Annotated in this window: 24 protein-coding genes; 13 read left to right on the top strand and 11 right to left on the bottom strand. The window is 72.6% G+C overall.

Annotated features, from left to right (window positions below):
- The first annotated feature begins 115 nt into the window (after positions 1-115).
- The 3 genes from ABIE45_RS07280 to ABIE45_RS07290 all read left to right on the top strand — a co-directional run bounded on the left by ABIE45_RS07280 (position 116) and on the right by ABIE45_RS07290 (position 1,738).
- Positions 116-1,126, top strand: coding sequence for a 2-keto-3-deoxygluconate permease (locus tag ABIE45_RS07280; protein WP_192706094.1), 1,011 nt, complete (start codon positions 116-118; stop codon positions 1,124-1,126).
- Positions 1,127-1,247: 121 nt separating this feature from the next.
- Positions 1,248-1,418 carry a DUF3606 domain-containing protein gene (locus tag ABIE45_RS07285; protein WP_192706095.1) on the top strand — a complete coding sequence of 57 codons (171 nt, stop codon included), beginning with the start codon at positions 1,248-1,250 and terminating at the stop codon, positions 1,416-1,418.
- A gap of 95 nt (positions 1,419-1,513) precedes the next feature.
- Positions 1,514-1,738 (top strand): DUF2934 domain-containing protein, encoded by a 225-nt coding sequence (locus ABIE45_RS07290; RefSeq protein ID WP_373622224.1) that lies wholly within the window; start codon positions 1,514-1,516, stop codon positions 1,736-1,738.
- 60 nt (positions 1,739-1,798) lie between these two features.
- Here ABIE45_RS07290 and ABIE45_RS07295 read toward each other — a convergent pair whose 3' ends face one another.
- On the bottom strand, positions 1,799-2,491 hold the full coding sequence (locus ABIE45_RS07295) for a transcriptional regulator (RefSeq protein WP_192706097.1): 693 nt from the start codon (positions 2,489-2,491) through the stop codon (positions 1,799-1,801).
- Between the two features lie 129 nt (positions 2,492-2,620).
- Between ABIE45_RS07295 and ABIE45_RS07300 the strand changes: the two genes are divergently transcribed.
- The 6 genes from ABIE45_RS07300 (at position 2,621) to uraD (ending at position 6,202) form a co-directional block, all read left to right on the top strand.
- Entirely contained in the window at positions 2,621-3,412 is a 792-nt protein-coding gene (locus ABIE45_RS07300; protein ID WP_192706098.1) for a VOC family protein, read from the top strand.
- Between the two features lie 16 nt (positions 3,413-3,428).
- Positions 3,429-3,929: a VOC family protein gene (locus ABIE45_RS07305; RefSeq protein ID WP_192706099.1), complete on the top strand. Its 501-nt coding sequence runs from the start codon at positions 3,429-3,431 to the stop codon at positions 3,927-3,929.
- A complete protein-coding gene (locus tag ABIE45_RS07310; RefSeq protein ID WP_192706100.1) occupies positions 3,922-4,587 on the top strand; it encodes a dihydrofolate reductase family protein in 666 nt (221 codons plus the stop codon). The genes ABIE45_RS07305 and ABIE45_RS07310 overlap by 8 nt, the downstream gene beginning before the upstream one ends.
- Before the next feature lie 138 nt (positions 4,588-4,725).
- A complete protein-coding gene (gene uraH / locus ABIE45_RS07315) occupies positions 4,726-5,295 on the top strand; it encodes a hydroxyisourate hydrolase (protein WP_373622225.1) in 570 nt (189 codons plus the stop codon).
- A gap of 38 nt (positions 5,296-5,333) precedes the next feature.
- Positions 5,334-5,687 (top strand): hydroxyisourate hydrolase, encoded by a 354-nt coding sequence (gene uraH, locus ABIE45_RS07320; RefSeq protein WP_192706101.1) that lies wholly within the window; start codon positions 5,334-5,336, stop codon positions 5,685-5,687.
- Positions 5,688-5,692: 5 nt separating this feature from the next.
- Positions 5,693-6,202, top strand: coding sequence for a 2-oxo-4-hydroxy-4-carboxy-5-ureidoimidazoline decarboxylase (gene uraD / locus ABIE45_RS07325; RefSeq protein WP_192706102.1), 510 nt, complete (start codon positions 5,693-5,695; stop codon positions 6,200-6,202).
- A gap of 7 nt (positions 6,203-6,209) precedes the next feature.
- On the opposite strand, the gene ABIE45_RS07330 is transcribed toward uraD, so the two are convergent.
- From ABIE45_RS07330 to ABIE45_RS07375, 10 genes are all read right to left on the bottom strand, one after another.
- A complete protein-coding gene (locus ABIE45_RS07330; protein ID WP_192706103.1) occupies positions 6,210-7,451 on the bottom strand; it encodes a methyl-accepting chemotaxis protein in 1,242 nt (413 codons plus the stop codon).
- A gap of 173 nt (positions 7,452-7,624) precedes the next feature.
- Positions 7,625-10,645: a ribonuclease E/G gene (locus ABIE45_RS07335; protein ID WP_192706104.1), complete on the bottom strand. Its 3,021-nt coding sequence runs from the start codon at positions 10,643-10,645 to the stop codon at positions 7,625-7,627.
- A gap of 745 nt (positions 10,646-11,390) precedes the next feature.
- A complete protein-coding gene (gene glcF / locus ABIE45_RS07340) occupies positions 11,391-12,722 on the bottom strand; it encodes a glycolate oxidase subunit GlcF (protein WP_192706105.1) in 1,332 nt (443 codons plus the stop codon).
- A 57-nt stretch (positions 12,723-12,779) separates the two neighbouring features.
- Positions 12,780-13,967 carry an FAD-binding protein gene (locus ABIE45_RS07345; RefSeq protein ID WP_192706106.1) on the bottom strand — a complete coding sequence of 396 codons (1,188 nt, stop codon included), beginning with the start codon at positions 13,965-13,967 and terminating at the stop codon, positions 12,780-12,782.
- A gap of 140 nt (positions 13,968-14,107) precedes the next feature.
- The gene (locus tag ABIE45_RS07350) at positions 14,108-14,959 is read right to left on the bottom strand and encodes a folate-binding protein YgfZ (RefSeq protein ID WP_192706107.1); all 852 of its coding nucleotides are present in this window, start codon (positions 14,957-14,959) and stop codon (positions 14,108-14,110) included.
- A gap of 104 nt (positions 14,960-15,063) precedes the next feature.
- Entirely contained in the window at positions 15,064-15,318 is a 255-nt protein-coding gene (locus ABIE45_RS07355; RefSeq protein ID WP_160534062.1) for a hypothetical protein, read from the bottom strand.
- A gap of 159 nt (positions 15,319-15,477) precedes the next feature.
- Positions 15,478-15,936, bottom strand: coding sequence for a TIGR02301 family protein (locus tag ABIE45_RS07360; protein WP_192706108.1), 459 nt, complete (start codon positions 15,934-15,936; stop codon positions 15,478-15,480).
- Positions 15,933-16,418 carry an NUDIX hydrolase gene (locus tag ABIE45_RS07365; protein WP_192706109.1) on the bottom strand — a complete coding sequence of 162 codons (486 nt, stop codon included), beginning with the start codon at positions 16,416-16,418 and terminating at the stop codon, positions 15,933-15,935. The genes ABIE45_RS07360 and ABIE45_RS07365 overlap by 4 nt, the downstream gene beginning before the upstream one ends.
- Entirely contained in the window at positions 16,415-17,533 is a 1,119-nt protein-coding gene (locus ABIE45_RS07370; protein ID WP_192707304.1) for a hypothetical protein, read from the bottom strand. The genes ABIE45_RS07365 and ABIE45_RS07370 overlap by 4 nt, the downstream gene beginning before the upstream one ends.
- Positions 17,534-17,565: 32 nt before the next feature.
- Complete coding sequence (locus ABIE45_RS07375; RefSeq protein ID WP_192707305.1) at positions 17,566-18,288, bottom strand: SDR family oxidoreductase; 723 nt, start codon at positions 18,286-18,288, stop codon at positions 17,566-17,568.
- 202 nt (positions 18,289-18,490) lie between these two features.
- On the opposite strand from ABIE45_RS07375, the gene ABIE45_RS07380 reads away from it, so the two are divergent.
- From ABIE45_RS07380 to thiL, 4 genes are all read left to right on the top strand, one after another.
- Positions 18,491-19,072, top strand: coding sequence for a carboxymuconolactone decarboxylase family protein (locus tag ABIE45_RS07380; protein ID WP_192706110.1), 582 nt, complete (start codon positions 18,491-18,493; stop codon positions 19,070-19,072).
- Positions 19,073-19,228: 156 nt separating this feature from the next.
- Complete coding sequence (ribH, locus tag ABIE45_RS07385) at positions 19,229-19,723, top strand: 6,7-dimethyl-8-ribityllumazine synthase (RefSeq protein WP_192706111.1); 495 nt, start codon at positions 19,229-19,231, stop codon at positions 19,721-19,723.
- 11 nt (positions 19,724-19,734) lie between these two features.
- Positions 19,735-20,355 carry a transcription antitermination factor NusB gene (gene nusB, locus ABIE45_RS07390; RefSeq protein WP_192706112.1) on the top strand — a complete coding sequence of 207 codons (621 nt, stop codon included), beginning with the start codon at positions 19,735-19,737 and terminating at the stop codon, positions 20,353-20,355.
- A 4-nt stretch (positions 20,356-20,359) separates the two neighbouring features.
- A complete protein-coding gene (gene thiL / locus ABIE45_RS07395; protein WP_192706113.1) occupies positions 20,360-21,355 on the top strand; it encodes a thiamine-phosphate kinase in 996 nt (331 codons plus the stop codon).
- Positions 21,356-21,665: the final 310 nt, after the last annotated feature.

The raw sequence follows: 21,665 nt of genomic DNA on the forward strand, positions 1-21,665 counted from the left end.
GCCGAGCGACGTGCGAGGCGGCGTGTTGCACGCACTTGTCGAAAGGTTGTAGCAGGCGGCCGGGGGGACTTGCGGGTGTCAGGCCCGGGACAGAGGCCGCACCGGAGGACGACCCATGCAGATTCCGATCAAGCGCTCGCTGGAGCGCGTCCCCGGCGGCTTGATGGTCGTGCCGCTGTTCCTCGGGGCGATCCTCCACACGCTCTTCCCGAACACCGCGACCTTCTTCGGCTCGTTCACCGGCGCCCTGTTCAACGGGGCGCTCCCGATCCTCGCCGTGTTCTTCGTCTGCATGGGCGCGGGCATCGACTTCCGCGCCACCCCGGCGATCGCCCGCAAGGGCGGGGTGCTGCTGGCCGCCAAGGTCGGCGTGGCGGCGCTCATGGGCGTGGTGGTCGGGCACTTCCTCGGCGAGGCTCCGGTCCTCAGCGGCGCCTTCGCGGGCATCTCGACGCTGGCGATCGTGGCCGCCATGAACGACACCAATGGCGGGCTCTACCTCGCCCTGATGGGCCAGTTCGGCCGCCCGAAGGATGCGGGCGCCTACGCGATCATGAGCCTCGAATCCGGCCCGTTCCTGACCATGGTGACGCTGGGGCTGGCCGGCCTCTCCGCCTTCCCGTGGCCGACGCTGGTGGGCAGCATCCTGCCGCTGCTCATCGGCATGGTTCTGGGCAACCTCGACCGCGACATGCGCGCCTTCCTGTCGAGCGCCGCGCCGGTGATGATCCCGTTCTTCGCCTTCGCCCTCGGCTTCGGGCTCGACCTCGCCAAGATCTGGCAGGCGGGCCTGCTCGGCATCGGGCTGGGCGTGGCCGTCGTCGTCGTGACGGGGGCGGTGCTGTTCGTCGCCGACCGGCTCACCGGCGGCAATGGCGTGGCGGGCGTCGCCGCCGCCTCGACGGCCGGCAACGCCGCCGCCGTGCCGGCCATCATCGCGGCCGCCAACCCGGCCTACGCGGATGCCGCCGGGCCCGCGACGGTGCTGGTCGCGGCGAGCGTCGTGGTCACCGCCCTGCTGGTGCCGCTGCTAACCGCCTTCGTGGCCGCCCGGGTCCGGCAGGAGGCGCCGGAGGCCGAGCCGCTGCTGGACCCGGTCCCGCAGCCCGTGACGACGGCGCACTGACCCCGCGACGGACAGGCCCCGGCCGCGCCCCGGGGCAGCAACCGAATCCGGGGACGTCCGGTTGTCTCGGCAGACAGCCCGGCACAGCCGCGGCGCACCGACAGACCGGAGCGGGCACAGCATGTCCACTGAAGCGCGAGGCAAGACCCATATCGACATCTACGACCGGACCGTGCGCGAGGCCTGGGCCCATCGCTTCGGAGTGAGCGAGGAGCGGCTGCGCAAGGCCGTCACCATGGTGGGCAGCCGGATCACCAGCGTGGCCGCCTATCTCGACAGGCCGGCCCCCTGATCGCCGCCGGCGGCGACGACGTGAAGCCCGACCTTCATCCGTCCCCGGGGGCTTCGGCCCCGGGGCGCCCGCCTCAGCCCCCTGGGTCTTCGCCTGTGCCCGATTCCCCGCGCGCGCCTCCGCCGCCCCGGGCGCCGGATGCCATCACCTTCGAGCAGATCCGCGAGCGCGCCTACGAATTGTGGGAGCGCAATCACCGGCCCGAGGGATTTGAGATCGAGTTCTGGCTCCTGGCCGAACGGGAGCTGCGCAAGGAGCGCGAGCGCCAGAAGACCACCGACACGCCGCCGCCCGCCCAATCCGACCCGCCGCCGAGCTAGAGCGCGGCCCAACGGGGCGCAGGCCGGTCGCGGCCCGGGTGGGCCGGCTTGCGCCGCCGCTCAGGCCCTCTTGGCAGGCAGCGTGAACAGGTCGACGAAGGCGCGCGCGAGATCGGCCTCGCCCGCGAAGGCGAGCGTGCCGCCGGCTCCGTCCCGGGCGAGGGGCGCCTTGCCGTAGATCGTCCGGCGCAGCGCCCGCGTATCGCCCGTGAAGGCGAGGTCGGGCGCGTCCATGACACCGCGGCGTACGTGAACCTCGCCGCCCTCGACGGTCGCAACGAAATCCTCGCCGGGGAAGTGAAATCCGGCCGACACGGTCAGCGACGCGGCGCGCTTCGGATCGACCAGGGCCTGGAGCGACATCATGGCCGAGGCCGCCGACATGAACAGGCTCCGGTCGTGCCGCGGCGAGCGCGCCGCCCAGCGCCCCATGGCGCGCATCAGCGGCGCGGCCTCGCGGCCCCACTCCGTCAGATCGTAGACCTGGACGCTGGCGGGCGACGGCAGCCGGTAGCGCAGAACGATGCCGGCCTCCTCGAGGCTCTCCAGGCGCTGGGTCAGCACGTTGGCGCTCAGGCCTGCGAGATTCGCCCGGATCTCGCCGAAGCGGCGTGGGCCGAACACGAGCTCGCGCATGATCAGCAGCGACCAGCGCTCGCCGATGAATTCCAGGGCCAGGGCGGTGCCGCAGGCATCGTCGTAGCGGCGCTCCCGCGAGCTCGGTCCGACGTTAGTTATTTTTTCTGACTGCATGGTTGCTTTGTGTAACCGAGACTGCCAGCTTGTGCAAAGCGGGGCCGGACGAATCGCCGCCACACAAATCGCCGCGAGAAACGCGCCGCGCTGGGCCAACGTGCCCACTCACACGGAGGAATGCGCCCGATGCCCATTTCCGAGGGGACGCCCGTTTGGTTCGAGCTGAACGCCGGCGATCCGGATTCGGCTCAGGCCTTCTACGAGGCGGTCGCGGGCTGGCACGTCGCGCCTTCGCCCATGCCCGAGCACGGCGGATACCGGATCGGCGCGGCCGACGGGCACCCCGTGGCGGGGATCCGGCAGACGATGCCGGAGGCGCCCGGCTTCCCCGGATGGGCGGTCTATCTCGCCACCCGCGACGTCGATGGCGCCGCCGGGCGGGTGGTGGAACTCGGGGGTCGGGTCCGGTTCGGGCCGGTCGACATCCCCCATGTCGGCCGCTTCGCGATGATCAGCGACCCGCAGGACGTGGTCTTCGCGCTCCTGGCGGCGACCGATCCCGGGGAGAGCCGGGCCTTCGGGCCGGTGCCGCTCGGGACGCAGCCGACCGTCGGCCACGGCGTCTGGATCGAGCTCGCCACCCCCGATCCCGCGGGCGCCTTCGCGTTCTACGGCGCGCTGTTCGGCTGGGAGAAGCTTGGCGCCATGCCAATGGGCGCGATGGGCGAGTACGCCTTCATCGGGCGGGGCGACCTGCGCCCCGGCGCGGTAATGTCGAGCGCGGCGACCGGCACCCCGGCACGGTGGAACTGGTACGTCCATGTCGCCGACATCGACGCCGCGCTCGCGACCGTCCGGGAAACAGGCGGCACGGTGCTCCAGGGGCCCGACCCGATCCCCGGCGGCAGCTACTCGGCCAACATCGCCGATCCGGCGGGCAACAGGCTCGGCCTCGCCGGCCCGCGCAACGCAGCGTGAAGGGGAGCGACCCGCGATGACCGGCGACAAGCTGACGACCTGCCTGTGGTTCGACCACGGCGAGGCCCGCAGGGCCGCGGAATTCTACGCCGAGACCTTCCCGGACAGCCATGTCGGCGCCCCCATGAACGCCCCGTCGGATTTCCCGGGCGGGTCCGCGGGCGCCGAACTCACGGTCGCGTTCACCGTGCTCGGCCGACCGTTCGTCGGCCTCAACGGCGGCCCCGCCTTCAGGGCCAATCAGGCGGTCAGCTTCATGGTGCTAACCGAGGATCAGGCGGAGACCGACCGCTACTGGGACGCGATCGTGGGCCGCGGCGGGGAGGAGAGCCAGTGCGGCTGGTGCCGGGACCGCTGGGGCTTCTCGTGGCAGATCACGCCGCGGGCGCTCCTGCGCGCCAACAGCGATCCCGACCGGGCCGCGGCGCGGCGCGCGTTCGAGGCGATGATGACCATGCGCAAGATCGACATCGCCCGGATCGAAGCGGCCCTGCGCGGAGGCTCCGCCGATGCGTGAGATCACCGGCTCCCTATTCCAGTCGCTCGACGGCGTGATCCAGGCGCCCGGCGGGCCTGAGGAGGACCAGACCGGGTTCCGGCACGGCGGCTGGACCTTCCCGTACTTCGACGAGTCCCTCGACGGCCCGATGAGTCGGCTGCTCGGGAGCGATTATGAATTGCTGCTCGGGCGGCGGACCTACGAGATCTTCGCCGCCTACTGGCCGCACAACGGTGACCAGCCAATCGGGGCGACCTTCAATGCCGTGCGCAAGCATGTCGTGACGTCGTCCGACCGGTCGCTGGACTGGAACAACAGCCAGCGTCTCGTCGGCGATCCGGTCGCGGAGGTCACGCGCCTCAAGGATAGCGACGGTCCCGATCTCCTCATCCAGGGCAGCAGCCTGCTGTACCCGGCCCTGCTCCCGGCAGGGCTCATCGACCGGATCGTGCTGATCACCTTCCCGGTCATGCTCGGCCGCGGCAAGCGCTGGTACGCGGACGATCCGGCGGCAGCCCGATCGTGGACGCTGATCGAGCAGGCGCACGCGCCGAACGGCGTCCACTTCGCGTCCTTCGCGCGCGGCGGCGCGGTTCGAACCGGCAGCTTCGCCACCAAGCCCCCGAGCGCGGAGGAACGCGCCCTCCGTCAGCGCCAGGCGGAAGGCCGCTGGTAAGGCCGCTTCCCTGGCGCGGCCCTTGCGTCGTCCCCCGGTCTGGTGAGCCGGGAGCGTGCGGGATGGGGCCGATCTGTCGCAAGAGGGCGGCGCAGGTTCCTCCGGCCGCCGCTGCGGCGTGCGGTTGAGCGCAGCCCCGTGTCGCCTGTACCATCTCCGATCGATCGTCCTGCGCCCGAGGAGCGGCAGGCGCCACACGCGGAGCCCCTTGCCCTGACCCGTCGAAGCCTCGCCGCACTCGGCCTCGGCGGCGTCGCGGCCGCCGCGTCCGGGAACGTCGCGCACGCCCAGGCGCCGGGGGCGCCGGGCAAGCCCGGGACGCTCACCGCCGGCCCGGTCTCGCAGGCGGGCCTCGGCCCGCGCCTGACGCTGCACGCCATCGACAACTTCCACGGCACGCCGGGGGCCGGGATGGTCTGCGACCTGTCCGTGCGCGACGGCGACACCTACCGGCTGCTCAAGACCGTCACCACCGCTGCCAACGGTCGGCCGGCCGAGCCGCTCCTCGTGGATGACGCCCTCAAGCCCGGCCAGTACGAGCTGCTGATGCACGTGGAGGCGTATTTCGCGGCCCTCGGTGTGATCCTGCCGAGCCCGAACTTCCTCAGCCGCGTGCCGATCCGCTTCCGGATCCGCGATGCCGGCCAGCGCTACCACCTGCCGGTGCTGTTCACGCCGTGGGGCTATTCCTACTATCGCGGCAGCTGACGCCCGCTCCGAACCGCTTCGCTGAGGACCCCGCAGGCATGGCCGGCATCTCGACCCACGTCCTTGACACCGATCGCGGGCGCCCCGCCGCCGGGGTCCGCATCGACTTCTCGGTGCTGGACGGGGAGACGTGGCGGCTCCTGAAGAGCGTGGTGACCAACGCCGACGGGCGGACCGACGCGCCAATCCTGGCGGCGAACGAGGCCAAGGCCGGCCAGTACGAGCTGGCCTTCCACGTCGACGATTATTTCCGGGATCGTGCCGGCACCGACGAGGCCGACATCTTCATCGACAATCCCGTGGTGCGCTTCGCGATCTTCGACCCGAAGCAGCATTATCACGTGCCGATGCTCTGTGCGCCCGGCAGCTTCACCACCTATCGCGGCAGCTGAGGCCCGTGCCCGATCTCGCCGCCGTCAACCGGATGGAGGAGGACGCCTTCGTGGGCCTCCTCGGAGGCGTGTTCGAGCACGCCGCCTGGGTGGCCTGGGCCGCCTGGCACGAGCGGCCGTTCGCCAGCGTCGCGGCCCTGCACGCCGCGATGATGCGGGCGGTCCGCGCGGTCCCCGCGGAGACGCGGCGCGCCTTCCTTAACGGCCATCCGGAACTCGCCGGACCGGAGGCGCGGGCGCGCAGCCTGACGGCGGCTTCGGCGAGCGAGCAGGGCGGCGCCGGGCTCGACCGCATGACCGAGGCCGACGCAGCAGCCTTCGACCGCCTGAACGCCGCCTACCGGGCGCGGTTCGGTTTCCCGTTCATCATCGCGGTGCGCGGCCGGAGCCGGGCCGAGATCCTGGCGGTGTTCGAGGCCCGGATCGGGCGGGATCCGGCGGCCGAGGAGGCGACCGCGCTGGACGAGGTCGCGCAGATTACCCGCATGCGCCTCGATCGCCTGATCGACGCCTGAAAGTGGCTCAGGCCACGGCCGCGCGGGCGTCCTTGATCGCCGCCTCGAAGGCGACGAAGGCGGTGGTGGCCTCGTCCCAGGCATGGGCGCGCACGTGGCGGATGAGGGCCGCCGCCTGCTCGCGGGCACGCGTCAGCGGCGCCTCAAGGCCGGCCGGCCGCGTCGAATCGGCGGCGATGCCCGCCGGCGGGTTGTCCGCCGAGCGCATCCCCACAAGGGTCGCCGCGATGGCGCGGCGCCACGCGGCGCAATCGGCCGGGATGCGGGCCAGGCGGTCGTGCACGGCCTCCGCCTTCTGCCGGTCGAGCAGGGTCCGGCCCAGATCCTCGATCTGCTCGAGCTGGCTCAGGGCGTCGCCGATCTCCCGCCGCGCCTTGTCGGTGCCCTCGGCGATCCGGCCGACATTGCGGGCGATGTCGCCGGTCGCCAGGATCTGCTGGCCTAGGATCTCGGAGGCCTCCCGCATCTGCGCGGCGACATTCGCCACGGCGCCGCTCTCCGTCTCGACCCGGGCATTGGCCCGCACCATGGCGGCGGCGCCGGCCTCGACCGCGTTGCGGCTGCGCGTGACCGCCGCCTGCATCGCGGCCATCTCCTCGCGCAGGCCGTTCACACGGGCGCGGATCTCGTCGGTCGCCTTGGCGGTCTGCGCCGACAAGGTCTTGACCTCGGCGGCGACGACCGCGAAGCCGCGGCCCGCCTCGCCGGCCCGGGCCGCCTCGATCGTGGCGTTCAGCGCCAGGAGGTTGGTCTGGGCGGAGATCGCCGCGATGGTGCCGGCCATCTCCTCGATCCGCAGGGCCGCGACCGAGAAGCTGTCGAGCCGGCCGCCGATCTCCTCGGTGCCTTCCTCGATCCCGCGCATGCCCTCGGTGGCGCGATGCAGGTCGCCGACGCAGGTGGCGATACCCGCCCGGGCCGCCTCGGCGGTCTCGGCCGCCGAGGAGGAGCGGGCCGCGATCTCACCGGTTGTGGCGGCGAGTTCCTCGCTGGCAGCGGCGATCAACCGGGCCTGCTCGGCGGTGCCGGAGGCGTCGTGCGTCATCCAGCCGATCGAGGTCCCGGCATCCGAAGCCGAGGCGGACAGACGGGCCAGAAGGGACAGCCACTCGCGATCGACGGCTGGGGCCGTCTCGGGGCGAGGGCTCGTTTCGGCAGGAGCAGCGGGCGGCACCTCGGTCGCGGCAATCGCCTTCACCGGGGTTACGGCCGCGTCCTGGCTCTGGCGCTGCCGGCGCAAACTGAACATGCGGTTCCCTCCGACGCATTAATCAGCGGGACTGTCGCACCGAATCTTCAACCAATGATGAAGGTTGAGGCATGTCTCTGCGCCCGGCTGGAATCGCGGATTCAGCAGAGCGTTCACGTCGTCGTGCGCGATTACGGTGCCCCTGGACCTATTCAGTCCAGGGGCACCTGAGATTACTCGCCCGTCAGAGCCGCCTTGGTGCGGGACCACCAGCCGGCGCGCTTCGGCCGGTCCGGATCGGACGGGGGCGTCAGCACGACCGCGACGGGTTCGGGCGCCGGTTCGGCCGCGGCCTTGGCGGGCTCCGCGGCTTCCGGCGCCGCAGAATCCGGCGCAGATGCCACCGGCAGGTCCACCGCAGCCTCGTCGCGGTTCGCCGCCGGTGCGGCCTCGACCGCCTCGGCCACGGCCTGCGCGCTCACCGGCTCTTCCGCCGGCAGAGCGACCGCCTCGCCCGCAGCCTCCGGGGCCTCGTCCTGCTCGGCGGATTCGCGGCCGCGGCCCTCGCCGCGCCCACGTCCGCCGCGGCGCCCCCGGCGACGGCGGCGCCCACCCTCGTCGTCCGCGCGGGCCGACTCGTCCGGTCCGGCCACCGCCTCCTCGGCATCCCCGGCCTCGGCCGCAACGGCAGGCTGGGCCGGCTCGTCGGCGGCCGGCTCCTCGCCGTCCCACTCCTCGTCCGGGCCGTCCTCCTCGGAGCGCTCGCCGGCCTGGCGATTCTCCTCGGCGCTGCCGTCCTCCGAGCGGCCTTCCTGCCGACCGCCGCGCCGACGCCGACGCCGCCGACGCCGCCGGCCGTCGCCCTCTTCGCGCGACGCGTCCTCGCGGGCCTCGGCGTGGCCTTCCTCGGCCTCGCCCTCGGTTTCCGCCTCGGCCTCGGCCTCGACCTCGACCTCGTCGGCCTCCTCGTCCTCGTCCTCGAACTCGGTCGTCGGCGAGATTGCCTGGGCGCGTACCCCCGTCACCGGGCCCTCCGCGCGCTGGGCCGGCTCGCCGCGGTCGAGCTGGAACGCCGCGGTGGCCGCCAGGCGCTCGTCGGCCGCGATCGTGATGGTGACACCGAAGCGCACCTCCAGCTCGCGCAGGTGCCCGCGCTTCTGGTTGAGGATGTAGAGGGCGACCTCGGTGCGGGTGCGCAGGACCAGGTTGTGGGAAGCCGACTTGAGCAGCGCCTCCTCGATCGAGCGCAGGATGTGCAGGGCCACCGAGGCGGTGGCGCGCACGAAGCCCGAGCCGCCGCAATGGGCGCAGGGGATCGAGGAGGATTCCAGCACGCCGGTGCGGATGCGCTGGCGGCTCATCTCCATGAGGCCGAAGGGCGAAATCCGGCCCACCTGGATGCGGGCGCGGTCGTTCTTCAGGCACTCGTTGAGCTTCTTCTCGACGGCGCGGTTGTTCCGCTTCTCCTCCATGTCGATGAAGTCGATGACGATCAGGCCCGCGAGGTCGCGCAGGCGGAGCTGGCGGGCGACCTCCTCGGCGGCCTCCAGGTTCGTCTTGAGGGCGGTATCCTCGATGTCGTGCTCGCGGGTGGCGCGGCCCGAATTCACGTCGATCGAGACCAGGGCCTCGGTCGGGTTGATCACGAGGTAGCCGCCGGACTTCAGCGAGACGTGGGTCGAGAACATCGCGTCGAGCTGCTGCTCGACCCCGAAGCGGGCGAAGATCGGCGTCGGGTCGCGGTAGGGCTTCACGACCTTGGACTGGCCGGGCATCAGCATCCGCATGAAGTCCTTAGCCTCGCGGTAGGCGTCCTCGCCGGCGACCAGAACCTCGTCCAGATCCTTGTTGTAGAGGTCACGGATGGCGCGCTTGATCAGCGAGCCCTCCTCGTAGACCAGCGCCGGGGCCATCGAGGTCAGCGTCAGCTCGCGGACCGATTCCCACAGGCGCATCAGGTACTCGAAGTCGCGGGCGATCTCGGGCTTGGAGCGCGAGGCGCCGGCGGTGCGCAGGATCACGCCCATCCCCTCGGGGACCTCCAGGTCCTGCACGACCTCCTTGAGGCGCTTGCGGTCGGCCGCCGAGGTGATTTTGCGGGAGATGCCCCCGCCGCGGCCGGTGTTGGGCATCAGCACCGAGTAGCGGCCGGCGAGCGACAGGTAGGTGGTGAGCGCCGCGCCCTTCGTGCCGCGCTCCTCCTTGACCACCTGCACGAGGATGATCTGGCGGCGCTTGATCACCTCCTGGATCTTGTACTGGCGGCGGTAGTGGCGGGGCCGCTCGGGGATCTCGGCCAGCGCGTCGCCGTTGCCGCCGACCTGCGCGATCTTGGGCTCGGCGTCGGGGTCGTCGGAATCCTCGTCCGAGCCGTCATCCTCGTCCGAGTCGTCATCCTCGTCGGACTCGTCTTCGTCGTCCTCATCCTCGTCGTCGTCGGACTCCTCGTCCTCCGCATCCTCCTCGTCGGAGGACGCGTCGGCCTCGTCGTCGGCGACCGGCTCGGACGCGTCCGCCGTGACGGTATCGGCCGGCGCCTCAGCCACGGTCAGCGCTTCCGCGATGGCGATCCGGGCCTCGGGCTCGACCGGGCTGTCCTGGTCGGTCGCGGCGTCCTCGGCCTGCGCCGCGACCGGGGCGGGGTCGATGGCTTCGGCGGCGGGCTCGGCGCCCTGCGCCGGCTCGGCGATATCCCCGGCCGCGGTCTCGGAGGCGAGCGCCTCCTGCACCGCCTCGGGGTTCTCGGCGAGCGTGTCGGGCATGCCGGCCGGCGCGATCCCGGCCTCCGGGGGCGTCTCGGCGCGCTCCGCGGCCTGACCCTCGTCACCCTCGACCTGCGCGGCTTCGTGCGCGTCCTCGGTGCTCACCGTCTCGTCGACGCTGCGGGCGCGGGCCTCGGCGCGGCGACCGCGGGAGCGGCGGGGCGAGCGGCGGCGGCGCTCCTCGCGCTCGCGGTGCTCCTCGGCGTCGCGGGCCTCCTCCTCGAGGAGCGCCTGCCGGTCGGCGAGGGGGATCTGGTAGTAGTCGGGGTGGATCTCGTTGAAGGCCAGGAAGCCGTGGCGGTTGCCGCCGTACTCGACGAAGGCCGCCTGGAGCGACGGCTCCACCCGGGTGACCTTGGCGAGATAGATGTTGCCGCGCAGCTGACGCCGGTTGGCGGCTTCGAAGTCGAACTCCTCGACCCTAGACCCGTGAACCGTGACGACTCGGGTCTCCTCCGAGTGCATCGCGTCGATCAGCATTTTGTTGGCCATGTCGGACTCTCGGCATGGCGGCCGACGTCGTTCTCCGTGCCCGTGGTCCCGGCGGCGCCTCGCCCGACGTCAAACCTGTCGGGCGTGGTGCCGGCCTCGTCGCCGAGGCGGATGGGTTCGAGGGGAAATTGCCGTCAACCGCCGTTCGGCGCCCTGGGCGCCTGGGGTTGAAACAGGCCGGATCGAGGGACGGACCGGACCGACGCACCTCTCGCGCCTCCGGGGCACGCGCAGCGTTATGCTGGGCCGTGCGTCCGTCCATCGTGGTTCCGACCTCGCGAAACGATCTCGGCCGGCGGGAACCGGCCGTGAATTCCTGGGGTGCGGCGGAGGATCCCCGCCGCGTCGTGCGACACCTGCCCGATCGCGGGCGACAACCGTCGCCGCCAGACGGACCGACAGGATCCGCCGCGATACCGCAACCGTTTTCGCAAGGAATTCGGCCACGTCCGCGGGCCGTTGCGGCGGCCGGCGGGACCGGAAAGGGGTCGGTATCATTACAGACCGCTGCGCGGATTTGGCAAGGGTCAAGCGTGAAGAGATGTCACGGGGCTGTCACGGCTGTGATGCCAAGCGGCCCGTCATCTCGGGGCCGCGCAACGGAGCCCGGGATCCAGAGGCGCCAACACAGAAAGTTCTGGCGACGACGTGGTTCTAGATCGCCCGCCTCAGGCGTGCCCCTTCGGGTCCGGGCGCGCCTGCGGCGCCCCGGAATGATGGAGCGGGTGCAAACGTCGTCCTGCTTCTACTCGGCCGCCGCGAGTTGCGGCGCCACCCCCGACAGCGCCGCGGGCCTCGGGCCGCCGGTCGCCCAGTCGAGCAGCTCCACCGTGTGGACGATCGGGATGCTTGTGCCCTTCCCGATCTGCGTCGCGCAGCCGATGTTGCCGGTGGCGATCACGTCGGGGCGCACGCGCTCGATATTGGCGACCTTCCGGGCGCGCAGCTTCAGGGCCAGCTCGGGCTGGAGGATGTTGTAGGTCCCCGCCGAGCCGCAGCAGATATGGCCCTCGGGCACGTCCTTCACGGTGAAGCCGGCCCGCTTGAGCAGGGCCTTCGGCTCTGTCCGGATGCCCTGGCCGTGCTGCATCGAGCAGGCCGAGTGGTACGCCACCACCAGGTCGCTCGCGTCCGTGGTCGTCTTCAGGTCGAGCTGCGCCACGTACTCGGTCACGTCCTTGGCCAAGGCTGAGACCCGCTGCGCCTTCTCGGCATAGGCCGGGTCGTCCCGGAACATGAAGCCGTAATCCTTGATCGTCGTACCGCAGCCGGACGCCGTCACCAGGATCGCGTCGAGGCCCTTGGCGATCTCGGCATCCCAGGCGTCGATCGTCTGCTTGGCGTGGGCGTGGGCCGAATGCTCCTTGCCCATGTGGTGGGTGAGCGCCCCGCAGCAGCCCTCGTTGGCGTGCACCACCTCGATCCCGTGGCGGTTGAGCAGCCGGATCGCCGCCGCGTTGAAGTCCGGCCGCAGCACGCTCTGGGCGCAGCCGCGCAGCAGCGCGACGCGCTTGGCGGCCTGTCCGTTCGCCGGCGCGAACCGGCCCGGCCGGTTTGTCGGCTCACGGGGCGGCATCCCGGCCGGGGCGAGGTCGAGCATCGCGGCGAGGCGGTTGCCCACGCGCGGCAGGCGGCCGACCAGCCCGCGGAACGGCGCGCCGAGCTTGGCGGCGACCAGCGCGAGGCGGAAGCGGTTCGGGTAGGGCAGGACCTGAGCGAGCAGGGCGCGCAGGAAGCGGTCGCCCGTCGGCCGCGCGTAGGTCTTCTCGATATGCGCCCGGGCATGATCGACGAGGTGCATGTAATGCACCCCCGACGGGCAGGTGGTCATGCAGGACAGGCAGGAGAGGCAGCGGTCGACATGCTTGACCACCTCCTGCGAGGCCGGCTTGCCGCCCTCCAGCATGTCCTTGATCAGGTAGATCCGCCCGCGCGGGGAATCGAGCTCGTCGCCGAGCAGCAGGTAGGTCGGGCAGGTCGCCGTGCAGAAGCCGCAATGCACGCAGGTCCGCAGGATTTTCTCCGAGGCCGCCATGGCGGGGTCGGCGAGCTGGGCGGGGGCGAAGTTGGTCTGCACGGGTCACATCCTCGGCGCCTCGCATCCCCGCGACCGGGAAGGGGCGGAATCTGAAGCTTACAGTCCGGCGTACATCCGGCCGGGGTTGAGCAATCCGGCGGGATCGTGCGCCGCCTTGATGCCAGCGGTGAGCCGCATCAGCGGCTCAGCCAGCGGCTGGAACACCGGGACGGCGGCGCGCACGGCGTCGGGGGCGCGCACCAGCGTGGCGTGGCCGCCCTGGGCCTGCACGGCCCGGCGCACCGTCGCGGCGCCGGCATCGCCTTCGGAGCCGGTGGCGAGCCAGATCAGGCCGCCGCCCCAGTCGAAGAACCAGCGAGCGTCGCACTCCGCCGCGACCGCCGCCGCCAGGGCCGGCCCGTGGGTCGGCACGGTCGAGATCCGCCAGAGCGCGGCCTTGCGCGGCTCGGCCAGCGGCGCGGCATCGCGCACCGACCGCCAGAGGGCGGCGCCCGCCTCGCCGTCCAAGATCTCCGCCGACCCGTAGCGCTTGAGCAGGCGGCGCAACTCGCCCGTCCGGTAGTCGATCGAGTCCGAAAAGCCTTCGAGGCGCATCAGGGTCCGCGCCTGCGGGGCGTCGATCCCCGCCGGCAGGTGGGCCGCTCCGGTCAGCTCGAACGGCGAGCCCAGGGCCTCCGACAGGGCCGCGATCCCGCGCGCGTCGTCGAGACCCGGGAAGATCAGCGTGGCGACGCGCTCGCAGGATGGCAGCACCTTGAAGGTCACCTCGGTGAGGAGCCCGAGCGTGCCGTGGGCGCCGGCCATCAGCTTCACCAGGTCGAGGCCGGTGACATTCTTCATCACCCGGCCGCCCGACTTGATCGCCTCGCCCCGCCCGTTGACGAAGCGCACGCCGATCAGGCTGTCACGCGCCGCCCCGGCATTGATCCGTCGCGGGCCGGCATTGTTGATCGCCGCCACGGCCCCGAAGGTCGGTTCGCCGGTGGTGCCGTAGAGGCCGCGCAGGTCCATCGGCTCGAAGGGCAGCATCTGGCCCCGGGAGGCGAGCAGGGCCTCGACCTCGGCGAGCGGCGTGCCGGCCCGGGCGGCCACCACCATCTCGGCAGGCTCGTAGAGCGTGACGCCGGTGAGCGCTTTCGCCGAGAGCGTCGCGCTGTCCTGCGCGGGCCGGCCGAGACCCGCGGCGGTCCCGCCGCCGGCCAGCCGCAGGCGCTCGCCGCGCCCGGCGGCTACCCGCACGATCTCCCCGGCCTCCGCCTCGGTGCCGGGCTCGTAGACGCCCATCGTTTCCGCCCCGGTCCTGTTTGTAGCCATTCCAGGACGGGTGTCGCCGGAACGGGCGGCGGATTCAAGCGGAGGCGGCGTCGCGGGGTTTCAGCGGCCGGCTTTCCTGATCTGAGCCGTGTCCGCGGCGCGATCGCAGCTCACCCGGCCGGGCTCGCTGCGGCCTCCGGCATCGGGAAGGTCGCGTAGGCAGGCCGCTCCAGCGTCGCGGGGCGATCACCGGCAAGCGGTGTCTCCCCAGCGGCGAGCGCGTCGGCCAGCCGGTCGATCCGGACCAGGGCGAGGCCGCGCCCGCCGGCGGAGCTGCCCGTGGTGCCCAGAACCTTGCCGCCAGCCGTGATCTCGGTGCCGGGCGCGGGGGGGCCGTCCGGGTAGGCGGCCGCCAGGATGCGGGTCCGGGCGGTACCCCGGTGCTGCATCCGCGAGACCACCTCTTGGCCGACATAGCAGCCCTTCTTGAAGTCGATCCCGCCGAGCTGGTCCATCAGCGCCTCGTGCGGGAACGCGTCTCCAAAGGCGTAGTCGCGCCCGCCCTCCGGGATGCTCAGCCTGATCCGGAGCGCGTGGTAATCGGCCTCCGCGGCGTCGGCCGAGAAGGCGCCTTCGGCCGCGTAGAGCCGGGCCCCGAGATCGGCGTGGCGGGAATCGGCGACCGCCTCGGCGGCGGCCGGCGCGGGCCCGTCCCAGGCGGCAGCCACCGCCACGGTCGGGTCGGCGGCGATCGCGACCTGGGCGCGCAGCCGGTAGAGCGTCAGCCGCTTGGCGAGATCGGCCGCCCGGTCCGCCTGCACGTCGAACCGGAACCCGTTTGGCAGCCGCGAAACAAGGAAGTCGAACAGGATCTTACCCTGGGCCGTCAGCAGGGCACCGAGGCGCGCCTCGCCGGCCTGCAGCGTCTCGACATTGCAGGTCAGCACGCCCTGAAGGAGCGCGGCGGCGTCCGGGCCGGTGACGGCGACGAGAGCGCGGTCCGGCAGCAGGGCGACGGGCATGGCAGGCTGATCCTCACAGGACGGGAGCGGTCCAGCGTGCCGGACCGCGGAAGCGGGAGGTAGTCGCTGCCCGCCCGCGCCTCAACCGTCCGCGATCCCGGCTCTCAGTGCTGGAGGGTCGTGGTGAAGGCGCCGCCGCGGATGCGCTCCGGGAATCCTTCCGCGTAACGGGCCGTGGCTTCCTCACCGTAGGTCATGACCAGTTCCTGGAAGGCGGCGAACAGGGCGGCCTGAGCCATGCAGTCTCCGTCGAGCCCATCGAGGCAGCCTTCTGCGAACGCTTCCGAGACGTAACTCAGCGCGACACGTTTCTCCTCGACATCGACCTCGAGAGGAGCGGTGTGAGAGATATGCTGCATGGCCCGATACTTCCATTGCGCCGGGCACAAGACCCAGCGGACACAACGGATGATAAGCAGGTCCCTGCGGCTCGGCCAGCCGGGAATTTCGAATCGGTTAACGCGAGGGCTCAAATCCGACGCTTCGCCGGCATCCCTGAGCAGTGTGTTGCGCCTGCATCACCCCCCGAAACGGCCTGCCAGCGCGTGCGACAGCCGGTCGCCCTCGGCGACGTAGCGGGCGGCCGCCTCGTGGGCGGCCGGCGTGCAGACCCGGTAGGTCAGCGCGTAGCCGCGATAGCCGCGGTTGTAGGCGCCAGCCAGACGGTCGCGGCGGGCGGGGGTCACGCCCTCGGAGTCGATCAGCGCCTTCATGCGGGCCGGCCAGTCCGCGGCATCCGGCGCGCTGCAGAGGCCGCGCAGAAAGGCCAGCGCCCCGATGATCTCGGACATGCGCATCAGGTCGCGGTCGTAGGGGGCCGGACTGTCGGCGGGTGCATTCGCCTCCTTGGGCGCGTCCTTGGCGTCTTTGGTGGCGGACGCCGCCGGGCGGCCGGAGCGCTGCTGCGCCAAAGCCGGCGCGGCGGCGTGGGCGGCGAGCGCCGACAGCAGGCACAGGATCGTCGCGGCGCGCCTCACGCCGTCGCCTCCCCGCCGCGGGCCGGATTGCGGTCCCGAACCCGCGCGAACGCCTCCTGCAGGGTTTCGACCAGGCCCGGCGTCGTCGGCAGGGTGGCGACCTCGGCGAGCGTCGCCCACCGGGTGCCGAGGGCCTCGGGTCCGGCCACCGGCTCGCCGCCGTGCCACAGGGCGGCGTGCGGGTGCACGACGTAATGGTGCCGGGCGCGGCCGGCCTCGTCCCGGACGATGATCTCGGTGGGCGAGAGCACGCCGACCACCTCGGCGGTCAGGCCGACTTCCTCGGACAACTCGCGCAGGGCCGCCTCGGCCAAAGCCTCCCCCGCCTCCACGAGGCCGCCCGGCAGCGTCCAGACGCCGCGCATCGGCTCGTTGGCGCGGGCCGCCAGCAGGACGCGCTCGTCCCGGATCACCGCGATCGACGCACCCACGAACGGGCGCGCCGGGAACAGGCGGCTGTCGGCCTGGGCGTCCGCCGTCATGGTTTTCCCCCATCGGGCGCGACGACCGCCACCCGGCCGTCGGCGAGGCCGACCAGCAGCCGCGCCGCCGCGCCCTCGCCCAGGACCACGATTCCGGTCTCGGCCGGGGCCGGGAGCGGCACGCGCAGGCGCTCGTGCAGGGATCCCTTCGCCGAGACCAGGGCGATCTCGGCGCGGCCCGCCACGGGCAGCACCAGCTCGGGCGCGCCGCTGGCGGGTGTTGTCACGGCGAGGTCGGAATCGCCGTCGCCGGCCGCGTAGCCCTCGGCCGCGCCGGCGGCCTCGATCCGGTCGGGATGCAGCGTCCAGAGCTGGAGCCGGCCGCCGGCGCTGACCGTCGCGGCCTGGACGGCGCCGGACCCGGAGAAGTCGGCGATGCCGGCAATCTTCAGGGGCGGCCTGGGCTGCGGCGGCGTGCGTGCCGCGACTGTCCAGGCCGCGCCCCGGTCACCGGCCTGGCGCTCGATCAGCGCGAGCCCGCCGGTCTCCGCACCCGAGCGCGTGGAGGCCAGCAGCGCCGGACGATCTCCGAGGCGGAGCAGGCGCGGCCGCAGGGGCGCGAACACCGCGTCGCCCCCGGCCGGAACCGTCACGGTCGCCACCGGGACGGGCTTGGGGTCGGTGCTGACCGCCATCGGCTGGCGCTCGCGGATGGTCAGGACGGCCGCCGCGGCGCTGCCGTCCGGCGCGCGGGTGCGTCCGGTGAGATAGGCGCTCAAGGGACCGGAGAGCGCCCGGCGCGAGCCCGGCACGGCCCCGCGCGGCGTCTCCGCGGCGGTCAGCCCCTCGACCGCCTCCCGGCCGATCGGGCGGACGCTCACGGCTCCCTCGGAGAGCGACAGCACGGCACCACCGTCGTCGCCCCAGACCACGGCGATCGGCGCGCTCTCCTCGTCGCCGGCCTGCTGGCTCACCTTCGCGCCGGCGATCGGCAGCAGCCCGGAGGTCGCCACCGAGACGGCGGCCTCGCTGCGGGGGCCGCGCAGGGCCCGGACCTTGAAGGGCAGGTCGAGGATCCGGATCCCGGGCTCCGCCCGCGCGGCGGCCAGAGGCACGCTGCACAGGAGCAGGCCGATGAGGAGCGCCCGGCGCAGAGGAGCCGGGCCGTGACCCACGGCGTTCGTGCCCGAGGGGGCAGGCGTTCTGGTCAAACGTGCTGGCCGCCGTTGATGTGGAGTTCTGCCCCGTTCACGTAGGACGAGGCCTCGGTGCACAGGAAGTAGATCGCCTTGGCGACCTCGTCCGGTGTGCCGAGCCGGCGCTGCGGGATCTGCTCGACGAGCTTCTCGGTGCCGGGCGACAGGATCGACGTGTCGATCTCGCCCGGCGAGATCGCGTTGACGCGCACGCCCAGCGGCCCGAAATCGGCGGCCATCTCGCGGGTCAGGCCGGCCAGCGCCGCCTTCGAGGTGCCGTAGGCGGCGCCCGCGAAGGGGTGAACGCGCGAGCCCGCGATCGAGGTCACGTTGACGATCGAGCCCTTGGCCCGGGCGAGCTCGTCGCGCAGGCCGCGGGCCAGAAGAATCGTGGCGAACAGGTTGACCTGGAACACGCGCTGCCACGCATCGAACTCGGTCGCCAAGGCGCCGAGGCGCTCGCCGTCCGGCCCCTTGGGCGAGATGCCGGCATTGTTGACCAGCGCGTGCAGCACGCCGCCCTCGGCGGCGAGCCGGCCCCGGACCTCCTCGACGGCGCGGACCGTGTCCTGCGCATCGGCGAGATCGACCTGGAGATGGTCCTCGGGACCCATCTCCCAGGGGCAGTTCTCCGGGAAGGCGTGGCGCGAGCAGGTGATCACGCGCCAGCCCGCGGCCGAGAACCGCTTGACGGTGGCGTGGCCGATGCCCCGGCTCGCACCCGTGAGCAGCATGATGCGCCGGCGTTCGTTGACGGGGAGGGCCAAAGCCGTAAGCCTCGCTGGCGTTCTAAAGGATCGCAGCCCGGTCCGGGCGCGCGGGTCGTGCCGCTGAGCCTGAACGGTCTAGGCGCACGGGGACCGGAAATCCAGAGCACGCCGCGTGCCGGGCACGATGCAGGGACGATGCAGGGACGATGCAGGGGAGGGAAAACGCATGGCCAGCGAGAAGACCAGCGCGGAGCGCATGCCGGCGCTCCCGGCCGACGGCCTCACGGAGGCGCAGGCCGCGGCCGCGGCGGCGTTCGAGGCCGAGCGCGGCGTTCCGGTTTTCGGGCCGTTCGTGCCGCTGCTGCGCAGCCCCGAGCTGATGCTCTGCGCAAGCCGGATGGGGCTCTACCTGCGCTACGGCAGCGCCCTGCCGCTGCGCATCAGCGAGTTCGCGATCCTGATCGTGGCCCGGGACTGGAGCCAGCCGGTGGAATGGGCCATCCACCACCCAATCGCCCTGAAGGCCGGCGTCGCACCCGAGACCGCGCAGGCCGTGGCCGAGGGGCGGCGCCCCGACACGATGAGCGCCGACGAGGCCCTGGCCTACGCCTTCTCGACCGAACTGATGCGCAACCGCGCGGTGAGCGACGCGACCTACGCGGCCGTGGTGGCGCGCTTCGGCGAGCAGGGGGCGATCGATCTCACCGGCATCAACGGCTATTACGCGCTGCTCGCCATGACGATGAACGTCGCCCGTACGGCGGTCCCGGAGGGCGGATCCGCGCCGCTGCCGCCGCTGGTGGGGTAGGGTGGGGAGGTGCCGTCGCAGCGCCCCTTCGCATCGCAGTCCCCACCCGCATCCGCACCGCTTGTGGCGCCGGCCGCTTCGGTCTAACCGTCCTCCCCCATGCGGGCGCCCGTCGTGCGATCCGCCAGCCCCCGAAAACCCGGCCGGACGAGAGCCATGGTCGCCCATACCCGCGCCGATTCGGCGCCCAAGCCCACCGATCCGGCCCTGGCCGGTGCCCGGATCCTCGTCGTCGAGGCGCGCTACTACGACGCGATCGCCGACGAGCTCCTCGCCGGCGCCCTGGCGGCGATCGAGGCGGCCGCCGCGCAGGCCACCGTGGTGACGGTGCCGGGCGCCCTGGAGATCCCCGCCGCAGTGGCGATCCTGCTCGACACGGGGTCCTACGACGCCGTGGTAGCGCTCGGCTGCGTGATCCGCGGCGAGACCGGCCATTACGACATCGTCGCCGGCGAAAGCGCCCGCGCGCTGATGGACCTGTCGGTCGGCCGCCGCGTGCCGCTGGGCAACGGCATCCTCACCGTCGAGACCGAGGCGCAGGCGCTGGCCCGCGCTCGGGTCGCCGAGATGAACAAGGGCGGCGGCGCGGCCGAGGCGGCGCTCGGCGTGCTCGCCCTGAAGCGCGCGGCCGAGGCCGCCCGCCCGCGATGACGGATACCTCAATGACCGGGACACCCGAGACCCAGCCGGAGACCGGCGCCGCGTCCACCGAGACGACCGCCAGCACCGTCAAGTTCAGCCCGCGCAGCGGCGCCCGCCTCGCCGTGGTGCAGGCGCTCTACGAGATGGACATCTCCGGCAAGGGCGTTCTCGACGCGCTCGCGGAGTTCGAGGCCTTCTGGATCGGCCGGGAGGTCGACGGGATCGCCCATCCGAAGGCCGAGACCGCCTTCTTCCGCGACCTCCTGCGCGGCACCGTCGAGGAGCAGCGGGCGATCGACCCGAAGCTCGATCAGGCGCTCGCCCAGGGCTGGCCGCTGCGGCGCATCGAGATCGTGCTGCGGGCGATCCTGCGGGCCGGTGCCTACGAACTGATGTTCCGGCCCGACGTGCCGGTGGGAGCGGCGATCTCGGCCTATGTCGACGTGGCTCACAGCTTCTACACGGCCGACGAGCCGGGCCTCGTGAATGCCGTGCTCGACCGGCTTGCCCGGGAAGTCCGGCCGGGCGAGGTCGGGGCCGCCAAGGCTTCGAGCAAGCCGGGCTCGTCGAAGCCGCTCTCCGGCAAGTCCGGCTCCGCCAAGGAGCCTTCCGCCAAGAATCCTTCCGCCAAGAAGGCCTGAACCCTTGGCCGGCCCGTCCCGCATCTCCGAGGACGGGCTGATCGCCCGGTACTTCGCGCCGCTGGCCGGGCCGGGCGCCGACGGGCTCCGGGACGACGCCGCCACCCTGACACCGACCCCCGGCCACGACCTCGTCCTCACCGCCGACGCGGTGGTGGCGGGGATCCACTACTTCCCGGACGATCCGCCGGCCTCCATCGCCCGCAAGGCGCTCGGCGTGAACCTGTCCGACATCGCCGCCAAGGGCGCGGTCCCGCGCGGCTTCCTGCTGACGCTGGCCCTGCCCGACGACTGGACGGAGGCGTGGCTCGCCGGCTTCGCGGGCGGACTCGGCGGGGCGGCAGCGGAGGCCGGCTGTCCGCTCCTCGGCGGCGACACGGTGCGCTCCAGCGGGCCGGCGCTGATCGGCGTGACGATGATGGGCGAGGTGCCGACCGGCGGGATCGTCCGGCGCCACACGGCCCGGGTCGGCGACCGGATCTGCGTCACCGGCACGATCGGCGACGCGGCGCTCGGCCTGCGCCTGCGCCTGGAGCCGCAGGCGCCCTGGTCGGCGGCGCTCGATCCGGCGCTGCGGGCCCTCCTGGCCGACCGATACCTGCACCCGCGGCCGCGCCTCGCGGCGGCACCGGCCGTCCGCCGCCACGCCTCCGCGGCGATGGACGTCTCGGACGGTCTGGCGGGTGATCTCGCCAAGATGCTCGGCGCAGGCCGGAGCGCCCGGATCGACGGAGCCGCCGTGCCGCTCTCGCAACCGGCCCGGCGCGCTCTCGCGGCCGAGCCCGGCCTGATCGACACGATCCTGACCGGCGGCGACGATTACGAGATCCTCTGCACGGTGGCGCCGGAACAGCTCGACGCCTTCCGAGCCGAGGCGGAGGAGGGCGGCGTTCCGCTCACGGCCATCGGCACCGTCACCGCCGGCGATGGGCCGCCCCGTTTCGTGATGGACGATGGCGCGGCGCGTGTGTTCGCCGCGGGCTCGTTCAGCCACTTCTGAGACGGTTTCCGGTCGACCGCTCCGGCATGGCCGTCTCCGCGCGATGACGGAGAGTGGACGTTGCCGGAGGATCTCCACCGGAAAGTGAAGGGTCGGGCACGGCGTCCGCCGTCGTCCAGCGGGGAGGGCGCCGTGCCCGTGCCGGCCGCTGGAATCCCGGTCCCCTGCATCGCCCCTGATCGGCTCAGCCCAGAGCCGCCAGATCCGGATCCTGCACAATAATGCGCCGGCTTCGTGTTTCCGCAATGCAGCATTCGCGCGCCGCGCTGCAAACATCTTCAACTCGGCGTTTGCGCTCTCCAGCGAAGTT

This window comes from Methylobacterium sp. OAE515 (genome assembly GCF_041806315.1).
Lineage (GTDB): Bacteria > Pseudomonadota > Alphaproteobacteria > Rhizobiales > Beijerinckiaceae > Methylobacterium > Methylobacterium tardum.

What these genes read in the sequence shown, in the direction of transcription:
- ABIE45_RS07280 (WP_192706094.1), top strand. Translation starts at nt 116, where the DNA reads ATGCAGATTCCGATCAAGCGCTCGCTGGAGCGCGTCCCCGGCGGCTTG.
- ABIE45_RS07365 (WP_192706109.1), bottom strand. Translation starts at nt 16,418, where the DNA reads ATGACGGCGGACGCCCAGGCCGACAGCCGCCTGTTCCCGGCGCGCCCG.
- ABIE45_RS07380 (WP_192706110.1), top strand. Translation starts at nt 18,491, where the DNA reads ATGGCCAGCGAGAAGACCAGCGCGGAGCGCATGCCGGCGCTCCCGGCC.
- ABIE45_RS07295 (WP_192706097.1), bottom strand. Translation starts at nt 2,491, where the DNA reads ATGCAGTCAGAAAAAATAACTAACGTCGGACCGAGCTCGCGGGAGCGC.
- ABIE45_RS07285 (WP_192706095.1), top strand. Translation starts at nt 1,248, where the DNA reads ATGTCCACTGAAGCGCGAGGCAAGACCCATATCGACATCTACGACCGG.
- ABIE45_RS07335 (WP_192706104.1), bottom strand. Translation starts at nt 10,645, where the DNA reads ATGGCCAACAAAATGCTGATCGACGCGATGCACTCGGAGGAGACCCGA.
- uraH (WP_192706101.1), top strand. Translation starts at nt 5,334, where the DNA reads ATGGCCGGCATCTCGACCCACGTCCTTGACACCGATCGCGGGCGCCCC.
- ABIE45_RS07300 (WP_192706098.1), top strand. Translation starts at nt 2,621, where the DNA reads ATGCCCATTTCCGAGGGGACGCCCGTTTGGTTCGAGCTGAACGCCGGC.
- ABIE45_RS07355 (WP_160534062.1), bottom strand. Translation starts at nt 15,318, where the DNA reads ATGCAGCATATCTCTCACACCGCTCCTCTCGAGGTCGATGTCGAGGAG.
- ABIE45_RS07330 (WP_192706103.1), bottom strand. Translation starts at nt 7,451, where the DNA reads ATGTTCAGTTTGCGCCGGCAGCGCCAGAGCCAGGACGCGGCCGTAACC.
- nusB (WP_192706112.1), top strand. Translation starts at nt 19,735, where the DNA reads ATGACCGGGACACCCGAGACCCAGCCGGAGACCGGCGCCGCGTCCACC.
- ABIE45_RS07310 (WP_192706100.1), top strand. Translation starts at nt 3,922, where the DNA reads ATGCGTGAGATCACCGGCTCCCTATTCCAGTCGCTCGACGGCGTGATC.
- ABIE45_RS07345 (WP_192706106.1), bottom strand. Translation starts at nt 13,967, where the DNA reads ATGGGCGTCTACGAGCCCGGCACCGAGGCGGAGGCCGGGGAGATCGTG.
- ribH (WP_192706111.1), top strand. Translation starts at nt 19,229, where the DNA reads ATGGTCGCCCATACCCGCGCCGATTCGGCGCCCAAGCCCACCGATCCG.
- ABIE45_RS07375 (WP_192707305.1), bottom strand. Translation starts at nt 18,288, where the DNA reads ATGCTGCTCACGGGTGCGAGCCGGGGCATCGGCCACGCCACCGTCAAG.
- ABIE45_RS07305 (WP_192706099.1), top strand. Translation starts at nt 3,429, where the DNA reads ATGACCGGCGACAAGCTGACGACCTGCCTGTGGTTCGACCACGGCGAG.
- ABIE45_RS07350 (WP_192706107.1), bottom strand. Translation starts at nt 14,959, where the DNA reads ATGCCCGTCGCCCTGCTGCCGGACCGCGCTCTCGTCGCCGTCACCGGC.